The organism is Nocardioides sp. NPDC127503 (assembly GCF_040302165.1).
GTDB lineage: Bacteria > Actinomycetota > Actinomycetes > Propionibacteriales > Nocardioidaceae > Nocardioides.
The window spans coordinates 33,886-58,914 of record NZ_JBEORH010000007.1; the positions used below are offsets into that span (position 1 = coordinate 33,886).

General features: G+C 69.7%; 20 protein-coding genes. 11 read left to right on the top strand and 9 right to left on the bottom strand.

What is annotated here, in order from left to right; translation table 11 throughout:
- Positions 1-267, top strand: coding sequence for an acyl carrier protein (locus ABTW65_RS16735; RefSeq protein WP_350662001.1), 267 nt, complete (start codon positions 1-3; stop codon positions 265-267).
- A gap of 3 nt (positions 268-270) precedes the next feature.
- Here the strand turns inward: ABTW65_RS16735 and ABTW65_RS16740 are convergent, their stop codons facing one another.
- Positions 271-1,674: an AMP-binding protein gene (locus ABTW65_RS16740; protein ID WP_350662004.1), complete on the bottom strand. Its 1,404-nt coding sequence runs from the start codon at positions 1,672-1,674 to the stop codon at positions 271-273.
- 153 nt (positions 1,675-1,827) lie between these two features.
- Here ABTW65_RS16740 and ABTW65_RS16745 point away from each other — a divergent pair, with 153 nt between their 5' ends.
- Positions 1,828-3,126, top strand: a complete 1,299-nt coding sequence (locus ABTW65_RS16745) for a glycosyltransferase family 4 protein (RefSeq protein ID WP_350662006.1) — start codon at positions 1,828-1,830, stop codon at positions 3,124-3,126.
- A gap of 117 nt (positions 3,127-3,243) precedes the next feature.
- Entirely contained in the window at positions 3,244-4,359 is a 1,116-nt protein-coding gene (locus tag ABTW65_RS16750) for a DUF1972 domain-containing protein (protein WP_350662008.1), read from the top strand.
- A gap of 6 nt (positions 4,360-4,365) precedes the next feature.
- Here the strand turns inward: ABTW65_RS16750 and ABTW65_RS16755 are convergent, their stop codons facing one another.
- Positions 4,366-5,568, bottom strand: coding sequence for an MFS transporter (locus ABTW65_RS16755; RefSeq protein WP_350662010.1), 1,203 nt, complete (start codon positions 5,566-5,568; stop codon positions 4,366-4,368).
- A 521-nt stretch (positions 5,569-6,089) separates the two neighbouring features.
- On the opposite strand from ABTW65_RS16755, the gene ABTW65_RS16760 reads away from it, so the two are divergent.
- Both ABTW65_RS16760 and ABTW65_RS16765 read left to right on the top strand, forming a co-directional pair.
- Positions 6,090-7,094, top strand: coding sequence for a DUF222 domain-containing protein (locus ABTW65_RS16760; protein WP_350662012.1), 1,005 nt, complete (start codon positions 6,090-6,092; stop codon positions 7,092-7,094).
- A complete protein-coding gene (locus ABTW65_RS16765) occupies positions 7,084-7,371 on the top strand; it encodes an HNH endonuclease signature motif containing protein (protein WP_350662014.1) in 288 nt (95 codons plus the stop codon). Before ABTW65_RS16760 ends, ABTW65_RS16765 begins: the two co-directional genes overlap by 11 nt.
- A 103-nt stretch (positions 7,372-7,474) precedes the next feature.
- Here the strand turns inward: ABTW65_RS16765 and ABTW65_RS16770 are convergent, their stop codons facing one another.
- The 3 genes from ABTW65_RS16770 to ABTW65_RS16780 form a co-directional block, all read right to left on the bottom strand.
- Entirely contained in the window at positions 7,475-8,653 is a 1,179-nt protein-coding gene (locus ABTW65_RS16770; RefSeq protein WP_350662016.1) for a Cmx/CmrA family chloramphenicol efflux MFS transporter, read from the bottom strand.
- 193 nt (positions 8,654-8,846) lie between these two features.
- Entirely contained in the window at positions 8,847-10,748 is a 1,902-nt protein-coding gene (locus ABTW65_RS16775; RefSeq protein WP_350662018.1) for a glycosyltransferase, read from the bottom strand.
- Positions 10,745-11,500 carry a CDP-alcohol phosphatidyltransferase family protein gene (locus tag ABTW65_RS16780; RefSeq protein WP_350662020.1) on the bottom strand — a complete coding sequence of 252 codons (756 nt, stop codon included), beginning with the start codon at positions 11,498-11,500 and terminating at the stop codon, positions 10,745-10,747. Before ABTW65_RS16780 ends, ABTW65_RS16775 begins: the two co-directional genes overlap by 4 nt.
- 158 nt (positions 11,501-11,658) lie before the next feature.
- On the opposite strand from ABTW65_RS16780, the gene ABTW65_RS16785 reads away from it, so the two are divergent.
- Both ABTW65_RS16785 and ABTW65_RS16790 read left to right on the top strand, forming a co-directional pair.
- The gene (locus tag ABTW65_RS16785; RefSeq protein ID WP_350662023.1) at positions 11,659-12,780 is read left to right on the top strand and encodes a glycosyltransferase family 4 protein; all 1,122 of its coding nucleotides are present in this window, start codon (positions 11,659-11,661) and stop codon (positions 12,778-12,780) included.
- Positions 12,781-12,859: 79 nt separating this feature from the next.
- Entirely contained in the window at positions 12,860-14,338 is a 1,479-nt protein-coding gene (locus tag ABTW65_RS16790; protein ID WP_350662025.1) for a lipopolysaccharide biosynthesis protein, read from the top strand.
- Here ABTW65_RS16790 and ABTW65_RS16795 read toward each other — a convergent pair.
- Entirely contained in the window at positions 14,325-15,479 is a 1,155-nt protein-coding gene (locus tag ABTW65_RS16795) for a right-handed parallel beta-helix repeat-containing protein (RefSeq protein ID WP_350662026.1), read from the bottom strand. The two genes, ABTW65_RS16790 and ABTW65_RS16795, sit on opposite strands and share 14 nt — an antisense overlap.
- Before the next feature lie 179 nt (positions 15,480-15,658).
- Between ABTW65_RS16795 and ABTW65_RS16800 the strand changes: the two genes are divergently transcribed.
- The 4 genes from ABTW65_RS16800 to ABTW65_RS16815 all read left to right on the top strand — a co-directional run bounded on the left by ABTW65_RS16800 (position 15,659) and on the right by ABTW65_RS16815 (position 21,287).
- Positions 15,659-17,953 (top strand): phage tail protein, encoded by a 2,295-nt coding sequence (locus tag ABTW65_RS16800; protein WP_350662028.1) that lies wholly within the window; start codon positions 15,659-15,661, stop codon positions 17,951-17,953.
- Between the two features lie 119 nt (positions 17,954-18,072).
- Positions 18,073-18,693, top strand: a complete 621-nt coding sequence (locus tag ABTW65_RS16805) for a hypothetical protein (protein ID WP_350662030.1) — start codon at positions 18,073-18,075, stop codon at positions 18,691-18,693.
- Between the two features lie 25 nt (positions 18,694-18,718).
- On the top strand, positions 18,719-20,350 hold the full coding sequence (locus ABTW65_RS16810) for a WD40 repeat domain-containing protein (protein ID WP_350662032.1): 1,632 nt from the start codon (positions 18,719-18,721) through the stop codon (positions 20,348-20,350).
- Positions 20,351-20,372: 22 nt separating this feature from the next.
- Entirely contained in the window at positions 20,373-21,287 is a 915-nt protein-coding gene (locus tag ABTW65_RS16815) for a glycosyltransferase family 2 protein (RefSeq protein WP_350662034.1), read from the top strand.
- A 7-nt stretch (positions 21,288-21,294) separates the two neighbouring features.
- Here the strand turns inward: ABTW65_RS16815 and ABTW65_RS16820 are convergent, their stop codons facing one another.
- The 3 genes from ABTW65_RS16820 to ABTW65_RS16830 are packed head-to-tail and all read right to left on the bottom strand — an operon-like array spanning position 21,295 to position 25,029.
- Positions 21,295-22,629 carry a phenylacetate--CoA ligase family protein gene (locus ABTW65_RS16820; protein ID WP_350662036.1) on the bottom strand — a complete coding sequence of 445 codons (1,335 nt, stop codon included), beginning with the start codon at positions 22,627-22,629 and terminating at the stop codon, positions 21,295-21,297.
- Positions 22,626-23,666: an acyltransferase family protein gene (locus tag ABTW65_RS16825; protein WP_350662038.1), complete on the bottom strand. Its 1,041-nt coding sequence runs from the start codon at positions 23,664-23,666 to the stop codon at positions 22,626-22,628. The genes ABTW65_RS16820 and ABTW65_RS16825 overlap by 4 nt, the downstream gene beginning before the upstream one ends.
- On the bottom strand, positions 23,659-25,029 hold the full coding sequence (locus ABTW65_RS16830; protein ID WP_350662040.1) for an O-antigen ligase family protein: 1,371 nt from the start codon (positions 25,027-25,029) through the stop codon (positions 23,659-23,661). Before ABTW65_RS16830 ends, ABTW65_RS16825 begins: the two co-directional genes overlap by 8 nt.

A 25,029-nucleotide genomic window follows, 5' to 3' on the forward strand; every position in this document is an offset into this window, starting at 1 on the left:
ATGACCATCGACACCACCGAATCGATCCTCGACCGGGTGGCCGAGGCGATCACCGAGGTGATCGGCACCGACCACAGCGCCGGCACGCTCAGCGCGGGCACCCTGCTCTTCGGCTCCCTGCCCGAGCTCGACTCGCTCGCCCTGGTCGAGCTGATCACCGTCCTGGAGGACCGCTTCGGCTTCGAGATGGACGAGGACGACATCAACGCCGAGGTCTTCGAGTCCGTCGGGTCCTTGGCGGAGTACGTGCGCGCTCAGATCGGCTGATGTTCACCGAGGTAACTCGGTGAGCATCCCGCCCTCGGCCAGCAGCTGAGCGGCGGCCTGGTCGATCTTGCCGTTGCCGAGGCGGGGGAGCTGGGCGACGGGGACGAGTACGTCCGGGACCGAGTCGGGACGGAGGACCGTTGGGAGCCGACGACGGAGGTCGCCGAGGTCGGTGCCGGGACCCTCGACGAGGCTGACCAGGCCGCCCTCGGGGGTAGCGGCGGTGAAGGTGGCCAGGCCGAAGGCCTGCTTCACCTCGGCGTCGAGCGCGTCCAGGTCGACGAAGCTCGCGCTGCGTTTCACCCGACGCCCCGCGCGGCCCAGGCAGAAGAGCTCCTCACCGCGCCGAGCGCCGAGGTCGCCGGTGAGCACCCGCTCCACGCCGTCCCAGCGCGGGAACTCGCCGTTCGGGTTGCCGAAGAGATAGCCGCCGGGCAGGTGCGGTGACTCGATGGTCAGCATCTCCGCGGCCTCATCGGGAAGCAACGACGTACGCCACGCCCCGACCGTCCCACGTCCGATCCCGAGCGCGCCGTGGACCGTCGGCAGGTCGTCGCCGGCATCGAACCGGGCGGCGCTGGCGAAGCCGATCGTCTCGCTGGTGCCGTACGTGTTGACGACCGTCGCGACGCCGAGGTCGAAGACGCGCTGGGCGTCGGCGGCGGAGAGCCGGTCGCCGCCCGAGCCCCAGACCCGCAGGGTGCGGGGGGAGGCGCCGGCGCGTTCGTTGGCGGCCAGGTCGATGAACCGAGGAGCCAGCCGCAGGTGCGTCGCCTCGACGCGGGCACTGAAGCCGAGCGGCCGGAGCCGGTCACCCAGCGACGAGGACAACCGCAGGGAGGAGCCGGCGGCCAGGGCGACCAGCAGGTTGGTCATGGCCAGGTCGTAGGAGAGATGCGAGACCTCGGCCCACACCGAGGAGGCATCGAGATCGAGCGCGTCCGCGCCGTGCGGGACGAAGGCGTCGATGCCGGACCACGATGACAGCACGCCCTTGGGGCCGCCACCGGTGGAGCCGGAGGACATCGCGACGTACCCGGCCTCCAGGTCGGACCGGGAGGCAGACGAGGCGACCGCCCGGATCCCCGACCGGTCGAGCACGACGTCGGGATGCAGCGCTTGGAGAAGGGTTCGGCGGTGCTCCTCGGCCGCCGACGGGTCCACGAAGCAGACCGAGAGATCACCGAGGATCGCGGCCACGAGCGCGACCACCGCGTCGGTGGACAGCGGGAGCGACACTGCGACCAGCGGCCGCGGGACACCGGCGGCCGCGACGAGGGCCAGCCGGAGCTCCTCGGCCGCGCCGACCAGCCCGTCCGCATCGACCGACGTGCGCCGGTCCGCGATCACGGCCTGCGACCGGGGTCGGGTGCGTACGGATCGGATGCGCTCGGCCAGCGGGTTCACAGGATGCGAGGCTAGGAGCCGCGGACCGCTCCGGCACCGGCGTCGCCCATCACGATCCCCGGATTCGGGGATATGCCGGCCGCCCCCGCCGAGGGGGTCTCCGTGCTCCACAACCCTGCTCATATGGTCAACGCAGCCCAGCAGAGACATGGCGTGGCAAAGACGCATGTGCTGATCATTGTCCAGAACCTTCCCGTGCCGCTCGACCGACGTGTCTGGCTGGAGTGCCAGGCGTTGGTCGCGCGCGGCTACGAGGTCAGCGTGATCTGCCCGAAGGGCCCCGGCGATCCGGGGCGCCAGCAGCTCGGCGGCGTACGCATCTACAAGTACCGGCCAGCACCGCAGGCCAGCGGCGTGCTGGGCTATCTGCTCGAGTTCGTCTACTGCTGGATCCGCACGGCGCTGCTGGCCAAGAAGGTCTGGCGGGACCGCCCGTTCTCCATCATGCAGGCGTGCAACCCACCCGACACCTACTGGCTGCTGGCCCGCATCTGGAAGCGCCGTGGCGTCCGGTTCGTCTTCGACCAGCACGATCTCAACCCCGAGCTCTTCCTCTCCCGGTTCGGCACCCCGACGTCCCTGTCCGGCCGCGCCCAGCTGGCCGCGCTGCGCTGGCTCGAGAAGCAGACGTACGCCACCGCCGACCAGGTCATCTCGACCAACGAGTCCTACCGGAAGGTCGCGATCACCCGCGGCGGGATGGCCCCCGCGGACGTGACCGTGGTCCGCAGCGGGCCGGACACCTCGGTGATGCGCCCGGTGCGGCCCCACGACGCGGCGCCCAACGCGAACCGCCACACCCTGGTCTACCTCGGGATCATGGGTCCCCAGGACGGCGTCGACACGGTGCTGGAGGTCATGGACGAGCTCGTCCACCGGCGCGGCCGCAGCGATGTCGATGCCGTGCTGATGGGCTTCGGCGACTGCCTCGAGGACCTCAAGCGCCGCAGCACCGAGCTGGGCCTCGACGATGTCGTCACCTTCACCGGGCGGGCCGGCTCGGCGCTGATCGCCCAGCACCTCAGTGCCGCCACCATCGGGCTGTGCCCTGACCTGAAGACGCCGCTCAACGACGTCTCGACGATGAACAAGACGATGGAGTACATGGCGTACGCCCTGCCGTCGGTCTCCTTCGACCTGGTCGAGACGCGGGTCTCCGCCGAGGACGCGGCGCTCTTCGTCCCCTCCGGGGATGTCGCTGCGTTCACCGACGCGGTCGAGTCGTTGCTGGACGATCCCGAACTGCGGGTCGAGCTGGCCCTACGGGCGCGGGAGCGTGCGGCGAAGGTGCTCGACTGGGGCCCGCAGTCGGCGGCGTACGTGCAGGTCTACGACTCGATGTGCGCGATCGGGGAGGTGCCGGCGACGGTCGACGGGTTCGAGTACGTCGATCTGGATGACCCGGACGCGCTTCGCCAGTTCGTGCTCACTCGCGGACCTGCGGTGACGTAACCGATTTGGGGTATATGAACCCTACTTCGGGACCGCGGTCCACGCGGATCCCCTTGGATGGCTCCTTGTGCTGAAAATAGGAGCCATCGGCTCCTAAAAACTAGGAGTCAACCCCACGTGACCCCAACTGTACGGATGCTCGGGACCCGTGGCGTGCCCGCAGCCCACGGCGGTTTCGAGACCGCGGTGGAGAACATCGGTCTGGACCTGGTCGACCGTGGCTGGCGCGTCGTCGTCTACTGCCAGGACGACGAGCCGTCCGCGGACCTGCGCATCGACTCGTGGAAGGGCATCGAGCGCGTCCACGTGCCGGCCCGGCACGACGGTCCGCGCGGGACGATCGAGTTCGACGTCGGCGCGGTGCGGCACGCCGCCCGGGAGGCCGAGCAGGACGGCAGCGTTTGCGTGACGTTCGGCTACAACACCGGCGCGCTCAACGCGGTGCTGCGCTCCCGCCGCGTCCCCAACATCATCAACATGGACGGCATCGAGTGGAAGCGGGCCCGCTGGTCGGGTCCTGAGAAGGCGTTCCTCTGGACCCAGGAGCGGGCCGCCTGCTGGCTGGGTGACCACCTCATCGCCGACCACCCCGAGATCGCCCGCCACCTGGCGACCCGGGTGCCGGCCGAGAAGATCACCACGATCGCCTACGGCGCGCCGCGTGTTGTCGACGCCCCCGAGTGGGCGGTGCTCGACCACGGGCTGGAGCCGGGTTCCTACCTCACCGTGGTCGCCCGGCCGGTGCCCGAGAACAGCATCCTCGAGGTCGTCCGGGCCTTCTCCAGCCGCTGCTGGGGCCGGCAGCTGGTCGTCCTGGGTGACTACGACCCCGCCGACGACTACCAGCGCGCCGTCCTCGAGGCGGCCAGCGACGAGGTCGTCTTCCTCGGCGCGATCTACGACACGGACATCGTCTCGGCCCTGCGCTTCCACTCCGTGGCGTACGTCCACGGCCACCAGGTCGGCGGCACCAACCCGTCCCTGGTCGAAGCGCTCGGCTGCGGCAACGCCGTGATCGCCCACGACAACCGCTACAACCGCTGGGTCGCCGACGAGGCCGCCCTCTACTTCTCCGACGGGGCCGGCATCGTCGCCGCGTTGGAGCGGCTCTTGTCCGAGCCCGAGCTGGCGGCGTCCCTGTCCGGCCACGCCCGCGCCCGCCACTCCGCCGAGTTCACCTGGAGCCGGATCACCGACCAGTACGAGCAGCTCATCCGCGCCCACCTGCGCTGACCCGTCCTAGACGTCGGTGGTGATGTCGGTGCCGCTCGGTGTTGCCTCTCGGGCGGTGTAGGCGCGGTAGGCGAGGACACAGGCCACGGTGAGGACCGCGGCGGTGGCGGCGCAGGCCGTGAAGAGGGTGTGCCACTGGTTGTGGTCCGCGGCCGGGCCGGCGATGACCGCGGCGATGGAGCTGCCGATGAAGAGCGAAGCGGCGAAGCACGCGACGACGGTGCCGCGCGCCTCGGGGACGATCGAGGTGGCCCAGGTCTGCAGCGAGGTGTGCAGAAAGGCCCAGGTGATCCCGAGCATCACCACGATCCCGATGATCGTGGGCACCGAGACCTTCATGGTCGCGGCGGCGTACCCGGCGGTCAGAGCGATGCCTCCGATCGCCATCAGCGCCCAGCGCGGGACCCGTCGGGTCAGGGCCTTGAGCACCTGCGAGGAGAGCAGGACCGCGATGCCGTACGCTGCCGCCGCGAGCCCCGCTCGCGCCGCGTCGACTCCTTGGGCCTGCAGGGCAGGAGCGAGGAGGGTGAGGACGCCGAGCACCAGACCGCCCTCGACGAAGACGAGAATCCCGACCACCAACACCCAGCGGTTGCTCAGCGCCGCCCGGAACGATGCCTTGATTCCGCTGTTCGCGGCCCGCGGCGGCTCGGCGAGCGAGCGCAGACCCCAGGCGCTGATCAGCGCCACGACCGCCGGCACCGCGAACACGACCCGCCACCCGGCCAGCTGCCCGGTGATCCCCGCCGCCGCTGCGGCCAGCGCGGTCCCCACCGCCATCGCGGCCATCAGGTCCGAGAGCGCGCGTTGTCGGTGGGTCGCGGAGACGGTGTCCCCCACGTACGTCAACGACGTCGGCACGATCGCCCCGAAGAACGCTCCCGCGACGACTCGCACCACCACCAGGGTGATCAGGTTTGGGGCCGCCGCCGAGACGAGTCCCGCGATCCCCGCCCCGACCAGCGCACCCTGCATCAGTCGCACCCGGCCGAATCTGTCCGAGAGGGCTCCCCACAACGGCTGACACAGTCCGTACGCCAGGTAGTAGCCGCTCGCGATCGCCACCGCCTGCCCGACGGAGACCTCGAACGTCGCTGCGACGAGGACCAGGATCGGGCTCACCACGAATCGGTCGAAGCTGCTCACGAAGGAGGCTATGGAGATCCAGACCGGTGGGCGCTGGGGGGACGAGTCTGGGGTGGGGGGCACTCTGTCAGGTTAGTAAAGGACTGGGTTTCCCGGTGGTCGAGCTTGTCGAGACCCCCGCTGGTCGAGCCGCCGGAGCCGCTAGGCGGAGGCGTGTCGAGACCAACACCTGTGCCTTCGCTGTTCGAGCGTGCCGAGACCTCCCTGCCGGAGCGTTTCGCCCGAGGGCTGGTCTGGGCCGCCGACCCGTCTTCGAGGGTCTTCTCGACGGTCCCCGGAGTCAAGGACGGCCTTCGGCCGCCGGCTTCGCCGGCCGCTTCGCTGTCCTTGACACCGGGGCCCGTCGAGAAAGATTTGGCTGGCTATCGGGGCGGCGGCCCGGGTGTGGCGCAGCGGATTCTTGCTTTGGAAAGGTGAGTTTGATGGGGCGGAAGGGTGGCCCTTTGGGCCACTTACCATCCACAATGCGATGCCGTTCGCTCACCGCGAAAACCAGGGTTGACCTGCATAAATAGGTAGTCATACAGGGGTTGTCGGCGTAGAATCAGACCCATCACAGCACACCTCTGAAAGGGAGGATGGCGATGAGTCTCGGCCGCTCGATCGACCACTGGGGCACCAACCCCGGTGATGCGATCGACGCTGCCTTGAAGGCCATCGAGTTCGCCCTCCAAGAGCTCCTCGCCACCGACCCTGCCTATTGGCGCACCGAGCAGAAGAAGGACCTGCTGGAGCGGTTGGAGAAACTCCAAGCCCAGCAGGCTGCGTTGAAGCTGAGGGTGCTCGCCACTGCTGGCGATATTGCTCAGGAGACCGGCGCCAAGGACGCGTCGGGGTGGATGCGTGCTGAGTTGTTGGTCGACAAGGGCGCCGCACGGTCGCAGATCAAGCTCGCGGCCGGTGTCGCGAAGTACGACCTCGTCGCCGCCGGTCTGGCTGAAGGTGCGGTGTCTCTGGGCAAGGCGCGGGTGATCACCCGGGCGCTCGACAAGATCGAGACGAACCCCCTCACCAGCGGCGAGGACCTGATCTTGGCCGAGAAACTCCTGGTCGACTACGCCACCCAGCTGACCGCCAACGAGCTCCGCATCGTCGGCAAACGCATCCCGTGCGAGGTCGATCCGGTCCGGTTCGAAGACGCCGAAGCCAAAGCGCTGTTGGCTGAGGAAGAACGGGCTCAGCAGAAGACCGCGTTGCGGGTGTGGGACAACCACGACGGCACGGTCGGCTTCGATGGTGTCTTGCCGGTCTCGGTGGGGATGCGGTTCAAGCGGCTGGTCGAGGCCTGGGCCCAGCCCCGCAAGCAGAAGTTGGTCGGCAAGGGTGCGCCATTGCCTCCGTGGGAACGGCTGATGGGCCAGGGATTCTCCCGGCTCCTGGAGACCATCGACCCGGCCGCCCTACCCCGCCACGGCGGTGACGCGACCACCATCAACGTGGTCATCTCCCTCGAGGAACTCCGCAAGGACCTCGGCATCGCCACCCTGGGCTACGACGAGACCAACGGTGCCACGATCTCCGCGGCCGAGGCGCGGCGGATGGCCTGCAACGCGACCATCATCCCCTGGGTGTTGGGTGTTGGGTGGTGATGGTCAGGTCCTCGACGCCGGCCGGGACAGCAGGTTCTTCCAGCCGATCCAGCGCAAGGCGATGCGGTTGCAGCAGAAGTGCTGCCAAGCCGAGGGCTGTGACATGCCACCCGAGTGGTGCGATGCCCACCACCTCGACCCCTGGGCCGCCGGCGGCAAGACCAACCTCAAGGACGGGGCGCTGTTGTGTCCGCATCATCACCGCCTGGCGCACAACGCTGCCTTCATCCATGAGCGGCTACCGGATGGCACCATTCGGTTCACCCGCCGCCCCTGACCAAGAGGACCACCGCGCGCACCGGGCACCCGAGCCTGGGAGCGCGCCGCAAGGCGTACCAGGCACACTCGCGTGCGTGGAGTGAAGACGGTGTTCGGCTAACTCACCCGAGGGTCTTCGCAGGGACCGCCTGGAGCTGAGTCTTCGACAGGAGCATGACGATGAGAGTCAGTGCTGTGAGGCCGGCCGCGACCCATACGGGCGCGAGTTCGCCCGCTCCGGTAGCGAGTCCGAGCGCGCCGAGAACAGGGCCCGCTGCGGCTCCGATGTTGAGTGCCGCGGTCGCGTAAGAACCGCCCATCGTCGGTGCGTCCGACGCGGCGTAGAGCACCTGCGCGATCAGGGTGCTGCCCACGCCGAACGACATCATCCCCTGGAAGAGGACTAGGACGACCAGGAGCGCGGGAACCGACGCGACCAGGGCTAGCGCGATCCATCCCGACAGCAGCAACGGGCCGCCGACCGCGAGCACGAGTCCCGGGCTGTTGTCCGACAGTCGTCCTGCGAGCGTGACACCGAGGAACGATCCGACCCCGAACATCACGAGCACCACGGAGATCCATGCTTCCGTCAGCCCTGCCGTATCGGTCACCACCGGTGCCAGGAAGGTGAAGGCCGCGAAGGTGCCACCGTTGACCAGCGCGCCGAGGATCATTGCGAGGAGGAGACGGTGCGAGCGCAGCTGGCCCAGCTCGGCGCGGAGACTCGGCGAACCGGCGCTGGCATCGGCCCGGCTCCGCCTGTCCGCGACGCCCCGCAGGATTCCGATCGCGGCAGGCACGCACAGCAGCGCGATGGCCCAGAACGTCGCGCGCCACCCGGCCGCGGCGCCGAGCAACGCTCCTGCAGGAACGCCGGCGACCGTGGCAATCGTCGTACCTGACAGCAGGATTGCAAGGGCGCGCCCCTTTTGGTCTTCGGGCACGAGCGTGGTTGCCGTAGCCAGAGCGACCGCGAGGAAGCCCGCGTTGGCGAGGGCGCTGAGCACGCGGGCGGCGAGGAGGAGGGAGAAGACGGGTGTGACCGCGGCGATCACATGGCATGCGGCGAACAGAAGCAGACAGACGAGCAGCGCCGCCCGCGGGGGCCAGCGGCGGGCGAAGGCAGCCATCAGTGGCGCGCCGATGACCATTCCGATGGCGAACGCTGAGGTCAGCAGACCCGCGGTACCGACGGTGACGTCGAGATCGGTGGCGATCGCGGGCAGCAAGCCCGCGAGCATGAACTCCGAGGTGCCCATGACGAAGACCGCCAGGGCAAGCATGTAGAGGGCGAAGGGCATCGAGTACTCCGAGGTGAGTGGTCAGAAGATGGTTCTTCTGGTCACCACGGCCAGCAGACCGGAGGATGCCGAACGGGCCCGCGCTGATCGCGGGCCGGCGTGCTCAGTAGTTCATGGGGCTGGCGGTGTGACCGGCAGCCCCTGGCCTGTCTGATTCGGGACTCGACATGCCCCAGATGCTAGCCCAAGCGCCTCAGGGCAGCAGCGCAGCCCGGAACGCTGCGGCGTGGAGCGCTGCAGACTCCGGCCACTCCCGCGCGGACAGATCAGGCCGACCGCCTGGCGGGTTGGCGGTGACTGCCTTCAACGCACGCTCCAGGTCCTCGATGGTGAGGGTGCCCTCGAACAGGTGGAGCCAGCCTTCGCCGACCTCCTCGGCCAGGCGACGGTTGACCTCGTTGTCGGGGGCCAGGACCGGGGTGTCGAGCGAGAGTGCGAGGAGGAGGGCGCCGGAGTTGTGCATGGCTTTGTAGGGCAGTACGACCAACGTGGCGGCGGCGATCTCGGCGGCCAGGGTGGCGTCGTCGGCGTAGCTCAGGTCGGCGCTCACCCTTGCGTCGGCCGCTACCGCGGCGCGGACCTGGTCGGCGAGAGCCGGGTCGGAGGGGGAGCCGACGAGGCGTACGTCCAGGTCTGCCTCGGGGCTGTCGGCGACCGCCTCCAGGAGCTGCTCGACGCCCTTGTAGGGCTTGATCAGGCCGAAGTAGAGGACTCGCCTCTCGACGGTCTCGACGGGCTCGCGCAACGCCCCGATCACCGGCTCGAACCAGTCGCGGTAGTGGGCGTGGACGATCGTCGAGGTCGGTACGTCGAGCGGGGGAGCGGTCTGGTCGGTGAGCCGGATGACGTGTCTGGTGCGGCGCTCGAGAGCGTCGAGGAGCCGGTGGTCCCAGCGGCTCAGGCCGGTGGGTCGGACGAGGTTGTGCCAGGTGCGTACGACCGGTGTCCTGGTCAGCCGGAGCCGCGCCACGAACGCGGTGGTGAGCAGGTGGCGGGCCAGTCGGCGCAGGGGCGTACTTGCCGACGTCAGCAGCAGCTCGGGCCAGTGCACGTGGAAGACGTCGTAGCGGCCCGCGATGGCGCGGGCGAAGCCGAACAGCACGACCTCGGTGTCGTCGCGCTGCCCCAGGGTCTCGACGAGCTGGACGATGTAGGGGTTGGTCGTCGCGCGCAGCTCCCGGGCCGACTCCAGGACCCGGACCGGGCGGTCGCGGCGTCCGTCGCGCAGGCCTCGCGCGACCGCGGAGAGCGGTCGTACTGGGTGCAGGAGCTGACGGCGGCCGCCTCGCATCAAGATCTCGTACGCAGCGCCGGGAGCCCCGCGACGCCAGGCCCGCTGCCGCTCCTGGCTGAGCCAGGTCCGGGCGAAGAGGGCACGGTTGCGGACGTTGAAGTAGTAGTAGGCCGGCGACTTGGCGCGGGAGCCCTCCGCGCGCTGGGTGCCGCCGCCGGAGTGGATCGCGGTGGCCCCGTCGATGACCGCGACCCGGCCGCCGAGCGCCTGGACCCGGGCGCACAAGTCGACGTCCTCCCAGTAGAGGAAGTAGCGCTCGTCGAAGCCGGACACTTGCTCCCACAGCTCGCGCGTGACCGCGAAGCAGGCCCCGGTGACCCACGGCAGCGTCTCTGCGTCAGGGTCCTCAGCGCGGCGCCGCCAAGGGCGCATCGTCCCAGTGTCGAGGTCGAGATCGAGACCCGCGGAGGCGACCTCGCCGTTCGGGCCGAGCACCGTCGGCCCGGCTAGCAGGAGCGGCTCGGCCTCGACGGCGGCCACGAGACGTACAGCCGACTCGACGTCGATCGTGGCATCGGGGTTGAGGAAGAGCAGCACCTCGGCGCCCTCGGCCAGCGCAGCCGCGGCGCCCAGGTTGCAGCCGGCGCCGAAGCCGGTGTTGGCACCGGGGAAGACGCCGGTCCAGCCCTCGCGCTCGCACAGGGCCCGGACCGCCGAGCGGTGGGCGTCGGTCGAGTGGTTGTCGACCACGACGATCCGCGCGGGCCGAAGCGCCGCGGCGACCTGGGTCGTGTGCCGCTCCAGCAGCGCGGGATCGCCATAACTGACCACCACGACGGCAAGCCGCGCGAGGTCACTCATCGCGACACCTGTGACGGGCCGTCCAGCGCCCGCAGCTCACGCCACCATTTGCGCAGCGCGATGGCGAGCGCGGCGGCGTTGCAGACGAAGACCAGGGCGTAGATCCAGGAGAAGACCACCCCGAAGCCGAGCAGCACGAACATCCAGCACTGAGCGCCGTAGTCCATCGGCAGCAGCGCCCACTTGCGCAGCGGGTTCTCGTGGACCGCTGCCGGCGCCCCGGAGGACGCGGGGCGCAGCGTCGGCATCAGGATCAGCCCGAAGTACGTCACCACGGCAACCACCTCGAAGCCCAGCGGCACCAGCAGCCAGCCGTCAGTGACCGGGCCGAAGCGATACCAGGACACGAGCACCGCCAGATGCAGGCTGGCGGTCTTGAAGCAGTCGATGGTGTGGTCGAGCCACTCACCCGAGCGCGACCCGCCGCCACGAAGCCTGGCGAGCTGGCCGTCGGAGGAGTCGAGCACATAGCCCGCGGCCAGCAGCACCGCGACCAGGATCCCGGTCCACCAGCGCGGCTCGACCAGTGCGAGCACCGCCAGCCCGGCAGCCGAGAGCGTCGCGCTCACCGCCGTCACCTGGTTGGGGCTCGCGCCAACGGTGTGTGCGGCCGCGGCGACGACCCGGCCGGCGGGCCGGTTGACGAGCCGCGAGTAGGCCGCGGTGTTGAGCGAGGGCTTCTGCGCCTGAGCCAGTGCCTCCAGATGTGCACGGAACCCGCCTGGGGCGCGTTCGGCGCCGGTCGCGGCCATGCTCGATCCTGCTTCGCTCATACGTGGGGGTTGGACATGCGGACCCTAGATGAGCCTCGATCATGGCAGGGCACGAAGAGCGTCCACTCCCCAGATCTGGGTAGGACTTTGTCAGGACCTTCGGCCCGGGTCGTCCCGGTGACATACCGTTGCCCATCATGCGTTTGTTGGTCGCCCACCCGTCGCCGGACGTCTACGGCTCCGATCTTCAGCTGGTCGAGACGGTGCGTGGGCTGCACCAGGCGGGGCAGCGGGTCACCGTCGTCGTACCCGAGCACGGACCCCTCCTTCCGCTGCTCGAGACCGCCGGCGCGAGCGTCGAGGTGATGGCGTTCCCGGTGCTGCGCAAGGCGTATCTCAGCCCCACCGGACTGGTCCGGCTGGTCGCGGCGCTGATGGTCTTCTGGGTCCGTGCGGCACGGCTGTGGCGGCGGGTCCGGCCGAGCCGGCTGCTGGTCAACACCGTGACGATCCCGTGGTGGATCGTCGTCGCGCGCGCCGCCCGAGTCTCCGTGGTCTGCCACGTGCACGAGGCCGAGGACGACCAGCCGAAGCCCGTACGCCTCGCCCTGACCGCCCCACTCCTCTTGGCCACCCGCGTGGTGGCCAACTCGCAGGCATCGCGCGACGTTCTAGTGCGCACCGTGAAGGTGCTGGAGCGGCGTGCGACTGTGGTCTACAACGGGGTGCCGGGGCCCGAGTCCGTGGCGGCGGCGCGCAGCCGGACGCCGAACGAGACGCTGCGGCTGGTGCTGGTCGGGCGGCTCTCGCCGCGCAAGGGGACCGACGTGGCTCTCGAAGCGCTCGCCGAGGTGCGCCGACGCGGGATCGATGCGCGGCTGCGGGTGTGCGGGTCGGTGTTCGCGGGCTATGAGTGGTTCGAGCAGGAGCTCCGCGACCGCGCCGCCGCCAGCGACCTGGCCGGCAGCGTCGAGTTCCTCGGTTACGTCGCCGAGCCCGCCCGCGAGCTCGAGCAGGCCGACGTCGTGCTGGTGCCGTCTCGCGTCGAGCCCTTCGGCAACGTCGCGGTCGAGGCGCTGCTCGCCGAGCGGCCGCTGATCGCGAGCCGCGTGCAGGGGTTGTCTGAGATCGTCACCGATGGCCAGACCGGCCTCCTCGTAACGCCCGGCGACGCCGATGATCTGGCCACAGCCATCCAGCGGCTCGCCGCCGACCCCACCCTCGCCGCCGAGCTCGCCGCCGCCGGCCGCAAGGACGCCGAGGAGCGCTTCGGCGCCGAGCGCTACCGCGAGGAGATCGCGGCCGAGGTCCTCGGGTGAGCGAGCGCCAGCGAGCGAACCGTCGGGCCAACACGTCGCCGCGTCCGTACCCTGGCGCTTGCGCTACGGATGTGGCGGCGTGAGTGAGGACACCGAGCGGCGCGGCCTCGGCCGGAGCGCTGCCCGCGGCGGGATGGTGGTGCTCGGCGGCCAGGGCGTACGCATCCTGGTCCAGATCGCCTCGGTCGTGGTGCTGTCGCGGCTGCTCACGCCGCGCGACTACGGCCTGGTCGCGATGGTGCTGGCGGTCGTCGCGGTCGCCGAGATCTTCCGCGACTTCGGGCTCTCGACCGCCGCGGTCCAGGCCGAGGTGCTCACCCGGGCGCAGCAGTCGAACCTGTGGTGGCTCAACACCGCCCTGGGCGTCGGCCTCGCGCTCATTGCCATCGCGGCCGCCCCGCTCGTCGCCGCCCTCTACGGCGAGCCGGCCCTGACGACCTTGACCGCCGCGATGGCGGGGATGTTCGTCCTCAACGGCATGGCCGCGCAGTATCGCGCCGACCTCACCCGCCGGATGCTCTTCACCCGGCTCGCCGCCGCGGCCAGCCTCGCGCCGCTGCTGGCCCTCGCGATCGCGGCGTACGCAGCGGCCAACGGCGCCGGCTACTGGGCACTCGTCGTCCAGCAGCTGGTCCAGGGCGGTGTCGGCCTGGTGGTCGCCGGCGCGTTCGCCGGCTGGCTCCCCGGCCGGCCGCGCCGCGGCGTCGAGATGGGTGGATTCCTGCGTTTCGGCTGGTCACTGGCGGGTACGCAGCTGATCAACTATGCCGCCAGCAACATCGACTCGGTCCTCATCGGCACCCGCCTGGGCGCCCACGAGCTGGGCACCTACAACCGCGCCTGGCAGTTGCTGATGAACCCGCTGGTCCAGCTGCGCAGCCCCACCACGACGGTCGCGCTGCCGGTGCTGAGCCGGATCCGCGACAACCCGGCGCTGACCCAGCGGTTCGTGCAGCGCGGCCAGGTCGCGCTCGGCTACAGCCTCGGCGCCGGGCTCGGTCTGGTCGCGGGCGCCGCGGCACCGGTCTGTGCGCTCCTGCTCGGCCCGGGCTGGGACGTCGCCGGCATCGTCGCCCTGCTCGCCTGCGCGGGCCTGTTCCAGACGCTGGCCTACGTCGGCTATTGGGTCTATCTCGCCCACGGGCTGACCACGGAGCTGCGCCACTACACCCTGGTCGCCTCGGTGCTGAAGGTCCTCTGCGTGCTCGTCGGGGTGCGCTACGGAGTCACCGGCGTCGCGGTCGGCTACGCGACCGCCCATCTCCTGGAGTGGCCGCTGTCGCTGTGGTGGATCTCCCGCCGCACCCGGCTCCGGGTCGGCCCGCTCTACCTCGGCGCCGCCCGGATTCTGCTGGTCGCCGGGGCGGTCGCCGCCGCTGCGTACGCCACTGCCCAGGCCCTCCACGGGCAGCACCCCGCGGTGACGGTGCCGGTCTGCGCGGCGGCCGGGGCCGCGGCGTACGCGCTTCTTCTGTTCGTCCCGCCGATCCGCCGCGATGTGATGGCGCTGGTGGTGACCGTGAGGGGCGCGCTGGCCCAGAAGGTCAGCCGCGGCTGAGGGCCACCGGTCGGCCGGAGTCGTCCCAGACGTTTCCGGAGTGACTGACCTTCGTCGATGAGGGCCGGATGATCGCGCAGCCGTCGATGCGCTGGTCGCTGAGGAACCGGTTGTCGCGGATCACCATGCCGCGGATCGGGCCGCGGCCGGTCTCGGCGATGTTGACGGTGCAGCCGCCTCCGCCGAGGAGGTTGTCGCGGATCGTGACCCCGCTGACGTCATCGATGCTCTGGGTGATCTGCACACCGGCGTTGTAGGCGCCGGTGAAGCGGTTGTCCAAGATCGTGATGTTGCTGCCACCGATGATCTGGATCGAGTCGTCGTGGGATGCGCCGTCCTGGTACGGATCGTTCTCGAAGTGGTAGTTGTCGTGGAACCAGTTGTCGCGCACGGTCACGTTGCTGCCGGTGATGTGCACCTGGTCGGTGACGTGGTGGATCTCGGAGTCCTCCAGGGTGAAGTCGTGGCCGACCACGCCGTTGACGCCCGGCGCGGCGTTCTCGGCCAGCACCTCGACGTTGCTGACCAGCATCCCCGCGCCGTTGCCGTTGTTGTTGGAGATCCCGGCGGTCTCCGAGCCGGTCGGCACGATCACCTTGGTGTTGCGGATCGTCACGTTCGGCGCCTCGACTCTGATCCGGCCGTGCACCTCGAGGCCGTCGACGACCTTCCCGGGGGTCCTGATGATCAGGTCGCCGCGGTGGACGCGCAGCTTCTTCTTCGGAGGTACGCCGGTGTCTCCTGGCCCCGGACCGCCGCCCGCCGGCGGCGGTGAGCTCAGCGGCTCACCTTCGCGCGGCCGCTGCTCGCCCGGCCGATCGCCGGAGCGGTTCGGCTTCCCGGAGTCCGTGGGCCGCTTCTTCGGCTCCGCGCCGTCCGAGGGTTTGGCCGAGCGCGTCGAGGAGGCAGAGGGAGACACCGACGGGGAAGGGGACGGCGTCAATGTCACCGGCCCGCCGAAGTCGTCGGGTGGCAGCTCGCCGTAGTTCCTCTCCGCACGCGGCTTGGGCTCCTCGGCGGGGCCGGAGGTCAACGCGTAGGTGGAGCCCAGCGCGACCACGGTGGCGACCGTGGAGATACCGAGGAGAAGGACCCGGGACGGGACAGCCAAGAGACGTACGCCTTCCTGTGGACTCTGCATCCAATTGATGGTCTGGGAGTCTGCCCCCTGAACCCCGCAGTTTGCGAGCGTTGGATGCTTGCGCCCCCACACATACCCGATTCAGGGGATCGGAAGTGCGATTGACGGGCGAATGAGCGCGGATGTCCGCGACACTGCCGTGTCGCGGCCGAGGTGGCCGCCTTGTGCAGGGATGGATGATGACGCGGATTCACGAGTGGCGTCTGCTGGCGGCGGGGGCAGTCGCAGCTGTTCTCGGGGTGAGCAGCCTGGTGATGTCGGGAGGGGCGACGGCGGACACGGCTCCGGTCGACCCGGAGCTGCCGGAGACGGTTTCGGCCGACGTACTTCCGACGGTGCAGATCAACGGGGTCGCCTGGAAGCAGGTGATCGTCGGCGACACCGTCTATGTCGGTGGCAACTTCAGCTCGGCCCGTCCTGCGGGTGCCGCAGCGGGCACCGATGAGACGCCGCGGTCCAACATGCTGGCCTACCGGCTCTCGACCGGTGAGCTGATCCCCGGCTTCGCGCCGAGCTTCAACGGCCAGGTCAAGGACATGGCGCTCTCGCCCGACAAGACGCTGCTCTACCTCGCCGGCAGCTTCACCCAGGTCAACGGGGTGAACCGCTACCGCGGCGCGGCGATCAACCTGGCCACCGGGGCGCTGACCAGCTTCCGCCCGATCTTCAACTCGGCCACCAATGCCGTCGCCGCGACCGCGGACGCCGTGTTCTACGGCGGCGCGTTCACCTCCGCCGACAACACCGCGCGTACGAAGGTGGCGGCGGTCAAGCCCACCGACACCGGCACCCAGCTGCTCCCGATGAACCCGACCGTCTCCAACGGGTCGCTGCAGGACATCGTGGTCTCGCCCGACGGCGCCGACATCGTGATCGCAGGCAACTTCACCCGGGTCAACGGCTCCTCCAACCCGGGCTACGGCTTGGCCCGCATCAAGGTCGCGACCGGCGCCTCGATGGCGCTGCCGGTCAACTCCGAGGTCCGCAACGGTGGATCCAACTCTGCGGTCCTCTCCCTGGAGAGCGACGGCACCAGCTTCTACGGCACCGGCTACCACTACGGCAGCGGCGGCAACGTCGAGGGCTCCTTCAAGGCCGACTGGGCCACGGGCCAGCTGACCTGGCTCGAGGACTGCCACGGCGACACCTACTCGATCTGGCCCACCGCCGACGTGGTCTATCAGGCCAGCCACAAGCACTACTGCGGCAACTCCGGAGGCTTCCCGGAGACCAGTCCGCGCAGCTTCCAGCACTCGACGGCGGTCACCCAGGACGTACGCGGCACCAACACCCGCGACATCTACGGCTACCCCGACCACCCCGGCACCCCGCGCCCGGAGTTCCTGGAGTGGTACCCGAAGTGGACCCCCGGCACCTTCACCGGTGCCAACCAGGCGCCCTGGACGGTGACGGCCAACGCTGACTACGTCGTCTACGGCGGCGAGTTCCTCCAGGTCAACGGCGTCGCCCAGCAGGGCCTCGTGAGGTTCGCGGTCGACACGATCGCCCCCAACGACGTCGGCCCGGCCCTCTCGGGCGCCGAGTTCGGGCTCACCGCGACCTCGCCGGCCGGCGGCCAGGTCCGGCTGACCTGGCCCGGCAACGCCGACAAGGACAACGCGACCGTGACCTACAAGGTCTACCGCGGCTCGACCGATGTCGCCCCGATCCACACCAAGCCCGTCACCGCGGCGTTCTGGAAGCAGACCACGCAGAGCTTCCTCGACACCGAGGCACCGCCGGGCACCACCCAGCGCTACCGCGTGGTCGCCGAGGATGCCTTCGGCAACCAGTCGCCCACCGAGTGGGTCACCGTCGACGTGGCCGGCGAGCCCGCACCTCCGGCCGAGGGCATCGTGGCCGAGGACACCTTCGAGCGTGCCGAGGCGAGCGGCTGGGGCACGGCCGCGACCGGCGGCACCTGGGCGCGCACCGGCACCGCCGGCAACTTCTCGGTCTCCGAGGGCCGCGGCTGGCACTCCGTCACCCCCGGCGGGACCACCGAGTCACGGCTCGAGGAGGTCTCGGCCGGTGACGTCGACGCCACCGTCAGCGTCGGCGCCTCCCGCCTCCCCGACGCGGGCTATGTCTGGTCGATCGTCGGCGCCCGCGTCTCCGGAACCAACCACTACGCCTCGCGGCTCCGCTTCAACCCCGACGGCACCGTCGGCGTCCATCTCGTACGCAGCGGCACCCCGGTCGTCGGCGCCAACGTCGTCCCGGGCCTGAGCGTCGCGCCCGGCGACCGCCTGAAGGTACGCCTCCAGGTCACCGGCACCGCCCCGGCGACCGTGCGCACCAAGGTGTGGCCGGCCGGCTCCGCGGAGCCGGCGGGCTGGACGTACGAGCTCACCGACTCGACCCTCGCCAACCAGATCCTCGGCGGAGTGATGCTGCGCAGTTTCGGTGCCTCGACGGTCGGGACCACGCCGGTCCTTGTCGGCTACGACGACCTGAAGGTCATCGAACCGTAGGAGGCATACCCGATCTTGGGGAGTGCGTGCGCGGATCCCCCCACGGGCGTCCGGGTTGGGCTTTAATCCAACGTCTTTGAATCGATGTCTTTGTCCGACCCGCCCGCGGAAGATCCCCCATGCTCAGTCAAGTCCCGCGCTCGAGGATGTACGTCGCGGCAGCCGTGGCTGCCGTCGTCCTAGTGAGCGTCGCGGTCGTGCTCATCGTGCGCAACCCGTCCGGCCCGGCCAACGCCGGGGCGGACTCGACGGTGGCCGCCGCGCCCTCCTCGACGGCGACGCCGTCGGAGAAGGAATCCGAGTCCTCCGAGTCGGAGGAGTCGGAGCCGGGAAAGCCGTCGGGCGACAACCGCGCCGTCGGCCTCAAGGCCGAGGCGACCTCGGCCCCGGGCGTGACGGCGCGGCTGGCCAGGATCGACTCGGTCCAGGCCACGGCGAGCCTGCCCGGCGAGATCGGCGGTCCGGCGCTCGCGATCACCGTGAAGGTGAAGAACCAGACCGGGAAGAAGCTCGACCTGGCGCTCGGTGTGGTCAACGCCTACTACGGGCCTGAGCGCACCCCGGCGGTCAGTGTCGCCTCCGACGGCGAGGTGCCGTTCCCGGCCTCGGTCGCGGACGGCGAGTCGGCCAAGGGCGTCTACGTCTTCCAGATCCCCGAGGAAGGCCGCCCCGTACGCGTCGAGCTCGATCTGGGCAACGGCGCCGACGTGGTGGTCTTCAAGGGCCGTCCCCAGCGATAACCCTCCCCCCACGATGAGAGATGTGATGAAGCCGATCCTGGCTGTTCTGTTGCTCGCGGCAACGAGCCTGACCTTGGCCTCCGCGACCTCCGCATCGGCGGATACCGCGCCGACCGATCCCGACCTGCCGAAGACGGTCGCTGCCGACGTACTTCCCACCGTGCAGATCAACGGCGTCGCCTGGAAGCAGGTGATCGTCGGCGACATCGTCTACGTCGGCGGCAACTTCACCTCGGCGCGCCCAGCGGGAGCCGCAGCCGGCACCAGCGAGACCGCCCGGTCCAACATGCTGGCCTACCGGCTCTCGACCGGGAAGCTGGTCACCACCTTCGCGCCGAAGTTCAACGGCCAGGTCAAGGACATGGCGCTCTCGCCCGACAAGAAGCTGCTCTACGTCGCGGGCGGCTTCACCCAGGTCGACGGCGTCAACCGCTACCGGGCCGCGGCGATCGACCTCGCGACCGGGAAGGCCACCGGCTTCCGGCCGATCTTCAACTCGACCACCAACGCGGTCGCGGCGACGGCGAGCGCGATCTTCTACGGCGGCGTTTTCACATCTGCCGACAAGACGGCGCGTACGAAGGTGGCCGCCGTCAAGCCCGGCGACACCGGCACCGGCCTGCTGCCGATGAACCCGAAGCTCGCCGGCGGCAACGTCAACGACATCGTGGTCTCCTCCGACGGCAGCAAGATCGTCATCGGCGGGGCGTTCACCAGCGTCAACGGCTCCTCCAACCCTGGCTACGGCCTGGCCCGGATCGAGGTCTCCTCGGGCAAGTCGCTGGCGTTGCCGGTCAACTCCGAGATCCGCAACGGCGGCGCGGAGGCGGCGATCCTCTCGCTGGAGTCCGACGGCACCAGCTTCTACGGCACCGGCTACGACTACGGCAGCGGCGGCAACTCCGAGGGCTCCTTCAAGGCCGACTGGGCCACCGGCAAGTTGACCTGGCTCGAGGACTGCCACGGCGACACCTACGCCGTCTGGCCGACCTCCAATGTCGTCTACCAGGCCAGTCACAAGCACGGCTGCGACACCTCCGGTGGCTTCCCGGAGACCAAGCCGCGGGCCTGGTACCACGCCACCGCCACCACCCAGGACGTACGCGGCACCAACATCGCCGACGACAAGTACGGCTACCCCGACCACCCCGGCACCCCGCGCCCGGAGTTCCTGGAGTGGTATCCCAAGTGGACCAACGGCACCTACACCAGCGCCAAGCAGTCGACCTGGACCGTGACCGCCAACGCCAGCTACGTGCTGTACGGCGGTGAGTTCCTGAAGGTCAACGGCGTCGCTCAGCAGGGCCTGGTGCGGTTCGCCGTCAAGGACATCGCCCCCAACAAGGTTGGTCCGACGCTGAAGGGCGCGAAGTGGGCGCTGACCGGCTCCTCGCCCTCCGCGGGCAAGGCCACGCTGAAGTGGCCGGGCAACCCCGACAAGGACAACGCGACCGTCACCTACAAGCTCTACCGCGGCTCGCTCGACTCCACGCCGATCAAGACCGTGAAGGTCACGGCCCCATTCTGGAAGCACACCGCGATGACCTTCACCGACACCGGCCGCACCAGCGGCTCGTCGCAGAAGTACAAGATCGAGGCAGTGGACCCGCTCGGTAACATCTCCCGCTCCGACTGGGTGACGGTCACGATCAGATGATGTCGCAGGGATGACAGGTCCGATGGCTCAGCCGGTCTGGGTCTGCATGCTCACCTACCGGCGACCCGAGGGGTTGGCCGAGGCGATCGGCATGCTCCGAGCCCAGCTCGACCTGGTTCCTGGCTCGCGGCTGCTCGTCGTCGACAACGACGAGCAGCCCAGCGCCTCGGCCTCGGTGGCGGAGGCGGCCGGGGATGACGTACGCGTCGTCTACGTCCACGAGCCCACGCCCGGGATCGCCGCTGCCCGCAACCGGGCTCTGAGCGAGGCCGGTCCCGAGGCGGTCGTCGTCTTCATCGACGACGACGAGCAGCCCTCGGAGAAGTGGCTGTCGACCCTCTTCGGTTGCTGGCAGGAGACTCGCGCAGCCGCCGTCGCCGGCCCGGTGGTGTCGCGTTTTTCCGGTGAGCCGGATCCGTGGATCATCGCTGGCGGCTACTTCAAACGCCCCCGCCACACGACGGGCACCATCGTCACCACCGCCGCGACCAACAATCTGCTCCTCGACATGGCCAAGATCGGCTCGCTGCGCTTTGACCTCGGCTTCGGTCTGTCCGGGGGATCCGACACTGTCTTCACCCGTGCCCTCTCGGATGCCGGAGGACGGATCGTGTGGTGCGACGAGGCTACGGTCTACGATCTGGTCCCCGCCAGCCGCGCGACGCGAGAATGGGCCCGCGCCCGCTCCTCCCGTGTTGGTAACTCCGACTCCAGGACGCGGGTCCATCTCGCTCCGCGCGGAAGGCGAAGCATCACGCGAGTCCAGGCAACGGCGCGCGGCATCGTCCGAGTCGGATGGGGATGCCTACGTCTGCTCGCCGGCCACGTGACCAAGTCTGTTGCCCATCAGGCCCGAGGGACCCGGTTTGTGGTTCGCGGTGTGGGGATGGTTCGCGGTGCCTGGGGCTCACACATCAGTGAGTATCTTCGCGAATAGATCCCAGTCAGTGGTCTCGAGGTACATCGCTGATCACGTACTTCAGCTTCGCGCCGGTGTAGGGGAGCGAATCGACGTACTCGATCGTCACGGGAACCTCATTGTCGATTCGATTCCGCAGTACGTCGACCTTTCGCTCCACGTGAACTCGGGCGTCAGGCAGCCGCCCCTCCACGATGCGGATGGTGATCGAATAGTCGCGCTGCTGGTGGACCTGCATCTGGCGCACGGCATCCGGAACATCACTGAACATCGCCGAGATCCGATGACCAAGGCTGCGGCCGCTCGGCGTGTAGAGCATGTCCGTCACCCGGCCCTCGGGCGAGGCCATGAGCGGGAGAGCGATGCCGCATGCGCAGGGTCGGTCGAGAAGCCTGCCCCGATCGCCGAGCCGATAGCGGATGATCGGGAACACACGGTTGGTGAGATCGGTGACCACGATCTCGCCGGTCTCTCCTGCGGGAAGCACTCGCCCGTCCTCATCGACGACTTCGATGACGCGTGCATCAGCGAACACGTGCAGGCCGTTGCGCTCGCGGCATTCGCCCGCCAACCAGCCGACTTCCGAACCTCGGTACTCATCGTGCGCAGGTACGCCGAAGACCGATTCGAGGCGGGCGCGAGAGGCAGGATCGAGCGCACCGGCTGTCGTCGCGACCGCGCGCAGCGAAGGCAGTCGGAGACCCTCCGCCTGGACGAAGTCCGCGAAGGCGACAGTCGACCACACGTACCCCTCGAGCAGCGCTGGCCGTGTCTTCGCGAGCTCGGCATGGAACTGTCGCATCGACTCCGGGCTCATGAGTCCGGCGTCCAGATAGCGTTGCTTGGACGGCCACCAGGTGATGTCGTTCTTGAGCGTGTCGAAACGCCCGAAACCCCAACGTCCAGTTCGCGCCAGGTTGTCCCAGGGCTGAATCCCCCACCATGTGTACATCCGCCACGCGAGCGCGAGTGTCGGCACTCGAGTGTCATGCATGGCCTTGAGAGGCTCGCCGGTGCTACCGCTGGTGAGCGCCGGGCGTGAGTTCCGTGGCGTGGCTTCGGACGAGACGACCTCGTCGGCGTGCTCCTTGAGCATCGTTCGGTTCAGAAGCGGCAACCGGGTCCAGTCGTCCGGCGTCAGCGGTCGGCCTGGGTCGATGCCTGCGTCGGCAAAGTGCTTGGCGTAGAAGACGGTCTGGCTACGGGCGAACTCGGCGATCGCGACGGCCCTGGTGCGCTGCAGCTCGGCGAGGGCTGCTGGTTCGAGCTCCTGGTTGCGCAGCAATTCCCTGTACAGGCGTCCCGAGTCGCGCCGGACGGTGTGCAGCTTCAGGTTGAAGGAGGTCTCGGGAAAAGTCATGACGGCGTCCTCGGGGCTAGGTTCTCGGAAGGGAGGAGAGTGGCCGGTCGCGGGCTGCGCTTGGTGGTCCAGCGCGCGATCGGGAAGTCGAAGATGCCGCGGGCGCGGCCGGTGACCAGCCGGTCGAGAGCCAGCGCGAGCAGGATCGAGACGAGCGTGAGCAGGGGCACGGCCACCAGCCCGGTCCCCGGCGGCCAGTCGATGGCGCGGCCGGTGAGCAGGGCCGCGGTGGCGGTGATCGGGAAGGCGTGGACGACGTAGATCGGCAGCGTGCGGGTGCCGAGATGGCGTACGAATCCGAGCGCGGGGACTCGCGCGATCATCACCCCGAGCCCGCAGCCGGCGGCCACCGCGAGCAGCCCCAGCATCGGCCGCACGAAGATGATCCGGTCGTCGGCGACGTAGAGGAAGAACCCCAGCACGACCGCGTACGTCACCCCCGCCCCGACCACGTGAACCGGCCGCATCCGCGGCACGACCGACCGCACCGCGGGTGCGGCGCGGGAGGCCAGGACGAAGAAGAACCAATAGCGGAACGTCTTGTCCCAGGGGACATCGCCCGTGGAGACCAGCCCGGCGGCGAAGACCGCGGAGACGATTAGCGCGGTCCCGACGACCAGCCACGCGGGAAGCCGCCGCGTCAGCCAGCCGACGAGCGTGAACAGGCACAGCGTGTAGAGGAACCAGAGGTAGACGTTGGGCTCGATCAGCACCCGGGCAACCGCGGCGACGCCACCTGGTGGGGAGTGTGGCAGGAGCGCGCGGAAGGTGCCGAGGAGCAGGCACCACAGGACGTAGAGGTAGATCAGGTTCAGGCAGCGGGTGCGCAGCACCTCCCGGAGCGGCCGGGCGAGCAGCGAGGGAGCGAGGAGGCCGGAGAGGAAGAAGAACAGCGGCATCCGGAACGTGTCGAGGGTGTAGGCCAGCCGCGACCAGGGGCCGGCGAGGCCGACCAGGTCGAGGTTGATCACGGCGTGGAAGAGCACCACGAGGATGATCGCCAGGCCGCGTGCGGAGTCGATCCAGCCTTCACGCACGCTGCGGACCTCCGGCGAGGTAGCGCCGGCGAGCGCGCTGGTCCCGACGACCCTGGCGTCGCCGCGGCGCCGGCGGCACCCGCTTCGGCCCAGACGGCTCGGCAGCAGCCTCCTTGCGCTGGAGCAGGAACACCCCGAGCGCGAGCGCGAGCGGGGGCAGCGAGCTGATGATCGGGCCGAAGAAGAGGTTCCAGCCCAGCTGCAGGGCGAGGAAGATGCCGAGGGCGGCGCCGGTGCGGTCGGCCATGCTGCGGCCCAGGTAGCTGGTGGCGAGCCAGAGCAGCCAACCAGCGAGGACCAGCCCGGCGAGACCGAACCAGATCCACAGGTCGCCGATGAGCGAGTGGACCTCGATCCGGGTGCCGAACATGTAGTGCTCGACGTAGCCGTTGTCGGGGTCGTACCCCAGACGGGACATGCCCTGCTTGGCCGCCTGCATGTCGCTCGGCGTGGCCATGGTGCCGGCGCCGTAGCCGAACGGCTCGTGGATCATCAGGGCCACGGTGGCCCCGATCTCGGGCCGCCCGCCGAGGATGAGCGACCCGGCCGCCTGGGTCTGCTCGACGGTGCGTTCCTGGGCCGAGGCGCCGAGATAGCCGTCCAGGGCGGCCTCCTCGAGCGACTTGTAGATGCCCAGCCCGAGAGCGCCGACCAGCACCAGGGAGAGCAGCGCGGACGTGGTCCGCTTCGCCGTCCTCGGCCGGTGCTGCCACACCAGCAGCACCGCGGTCATGAGCAGGAACGCGCTCATCGACCTGGCCCCGGACAGCGCGCCGACCACGCTGAGCGCCCCGATCACGACCAGCTCGGCCAAGAGCTGTTTCCGGGGCCGCCGCTTGATCAGCTGGCACGCCCCCAGGAGCAGCATCGTCGCCGGGATCGAGAACCCGAACCGCCACGGTTCCTCGGCGAACTGCGGCCTCAACGTCACGGTCAAGAACGAGCCGACGGCGTAGAGGCACACCACGGCCCCCGGCGACAGCACCCGCTGCGCCCACAACAACGCACCTACGCACAGCACCGCCGAGATCACCGGCAGCAGATCGGTCAGCAACCCGGCCTCGGTCGGCGGATGCGTCGCCGAGCGCCACGTCGACAGCGCCAGCGTGGAGACGAGACAGGCAAGAAGAAGTGCGCCACCCAGGATCACGCCGCGATAGCGGCGGGCCTCCCGGATCCAGATCGGTGCCAGGGTCGCGCCGATCAGTCCGCCGACGGTCAGCCCGCTGACCAGGGTGTAGTTGGTCCCGGCCAGGACCGCCGCGGCCCCGGCCAACAGCGCGGTCAACACCTCCCAGCCGGTGCGGTCGGCGCGTACGTTCCGCTTCGCAGACTCTGCGCGGACCGCCGTCACGACGGCCAT

Coding starts and splice junctions, on each gene's coding strand:
- ABTW65_RS16735 (WP_350662001.1), top strand. CDS start 1: ATGACCATCGACACCACCGAATCGATCCTCGACCGGGTGGCCGAGGCG.
- ABTW65_RS16760 (WP_350662012.1), top strand. CDS start 6,090: ATGAGTCTCGGCCGCTCGATCGACCACTGGGGCACCAACCCCGGTGAT.
- ABTW65_RS16770 (WP_350662016.1), bottom strand. CDS start 8,653: ATGCCCTTCGCCCTCTACATGCTTGCCCTGGCGGTCTTCGTCATGGGC.
- ABTW65_RS16775 (WP_350662018.1), bottom strand. CDS start 10,748: ATGAGTGACCTCGCGCGGCTTGCCGTCGTGGTGGTCAGTTATGGCGAT.
- ABTW65_RS16780 (WP_350662020.1), bottom strand. CDS start 11,500: ATGGCCGCGACCGGCGCCGAACGCGCCCCAGGCGGGTTCCGTGCACAT.
- ABTW65_RS16785 (WP_350662023.1), top strand. CDS start 11,659: ATGCGTTTGTTGGTCGCCCACCCGTCGCCGGACGTCTACGGCTCCGAT.
- ABTW65_RS16795 (WP_350662026.1), bottom strand. CDS start 15,479: ATGCAGAGTCCACAGGAAGGCGTACGTCTCTTGGCTGTCCCGTCCCGG.
- ABTW65_RS16800 (WP_350662028.1), top strand. CDS start 15,659: ATGACGCGGATTCACGAGTGGCGTCTGCTGGCGGCGGGGGCAGTCGCA.
- ABTW65_RS16805 (WP_350662030.1), top strand. CDS start 18,073: ATGCTCAGTCAAGTCCCGCGCTCGAGGATGTACGTCGCGGCAGCCGTG.
- ABTW65_RS16810 (WP_350662032.1), top strand. CDS start 18,719: ATGAAGCCGATCCTGGCTGTTCTGTTGCTCGCGGCAACGAGCCTGACC.
- ABTW65_RS16815 (WP_350662034.1), top strand. CDS start 20,373: ATGGCTCAGCCGGTCTGGGTCTGCATGCTCACCTACCGGCGACCCGAG.
- ABTW65_RS16820 (WP_350662036.1), bottom strand. CDS start 22,629: ATGACTTTTCCCGAGACCTCCTTCAACCTGAAGCTGCACACCGTCCGG.
- ABTW65_RS16830 (WP_350662040.1), bottom strand. CDS start 25,029: ATGGCCGTCGTGACGGCGGTCCGCGCAGAGTCTGCGAAGCGGAACGTA.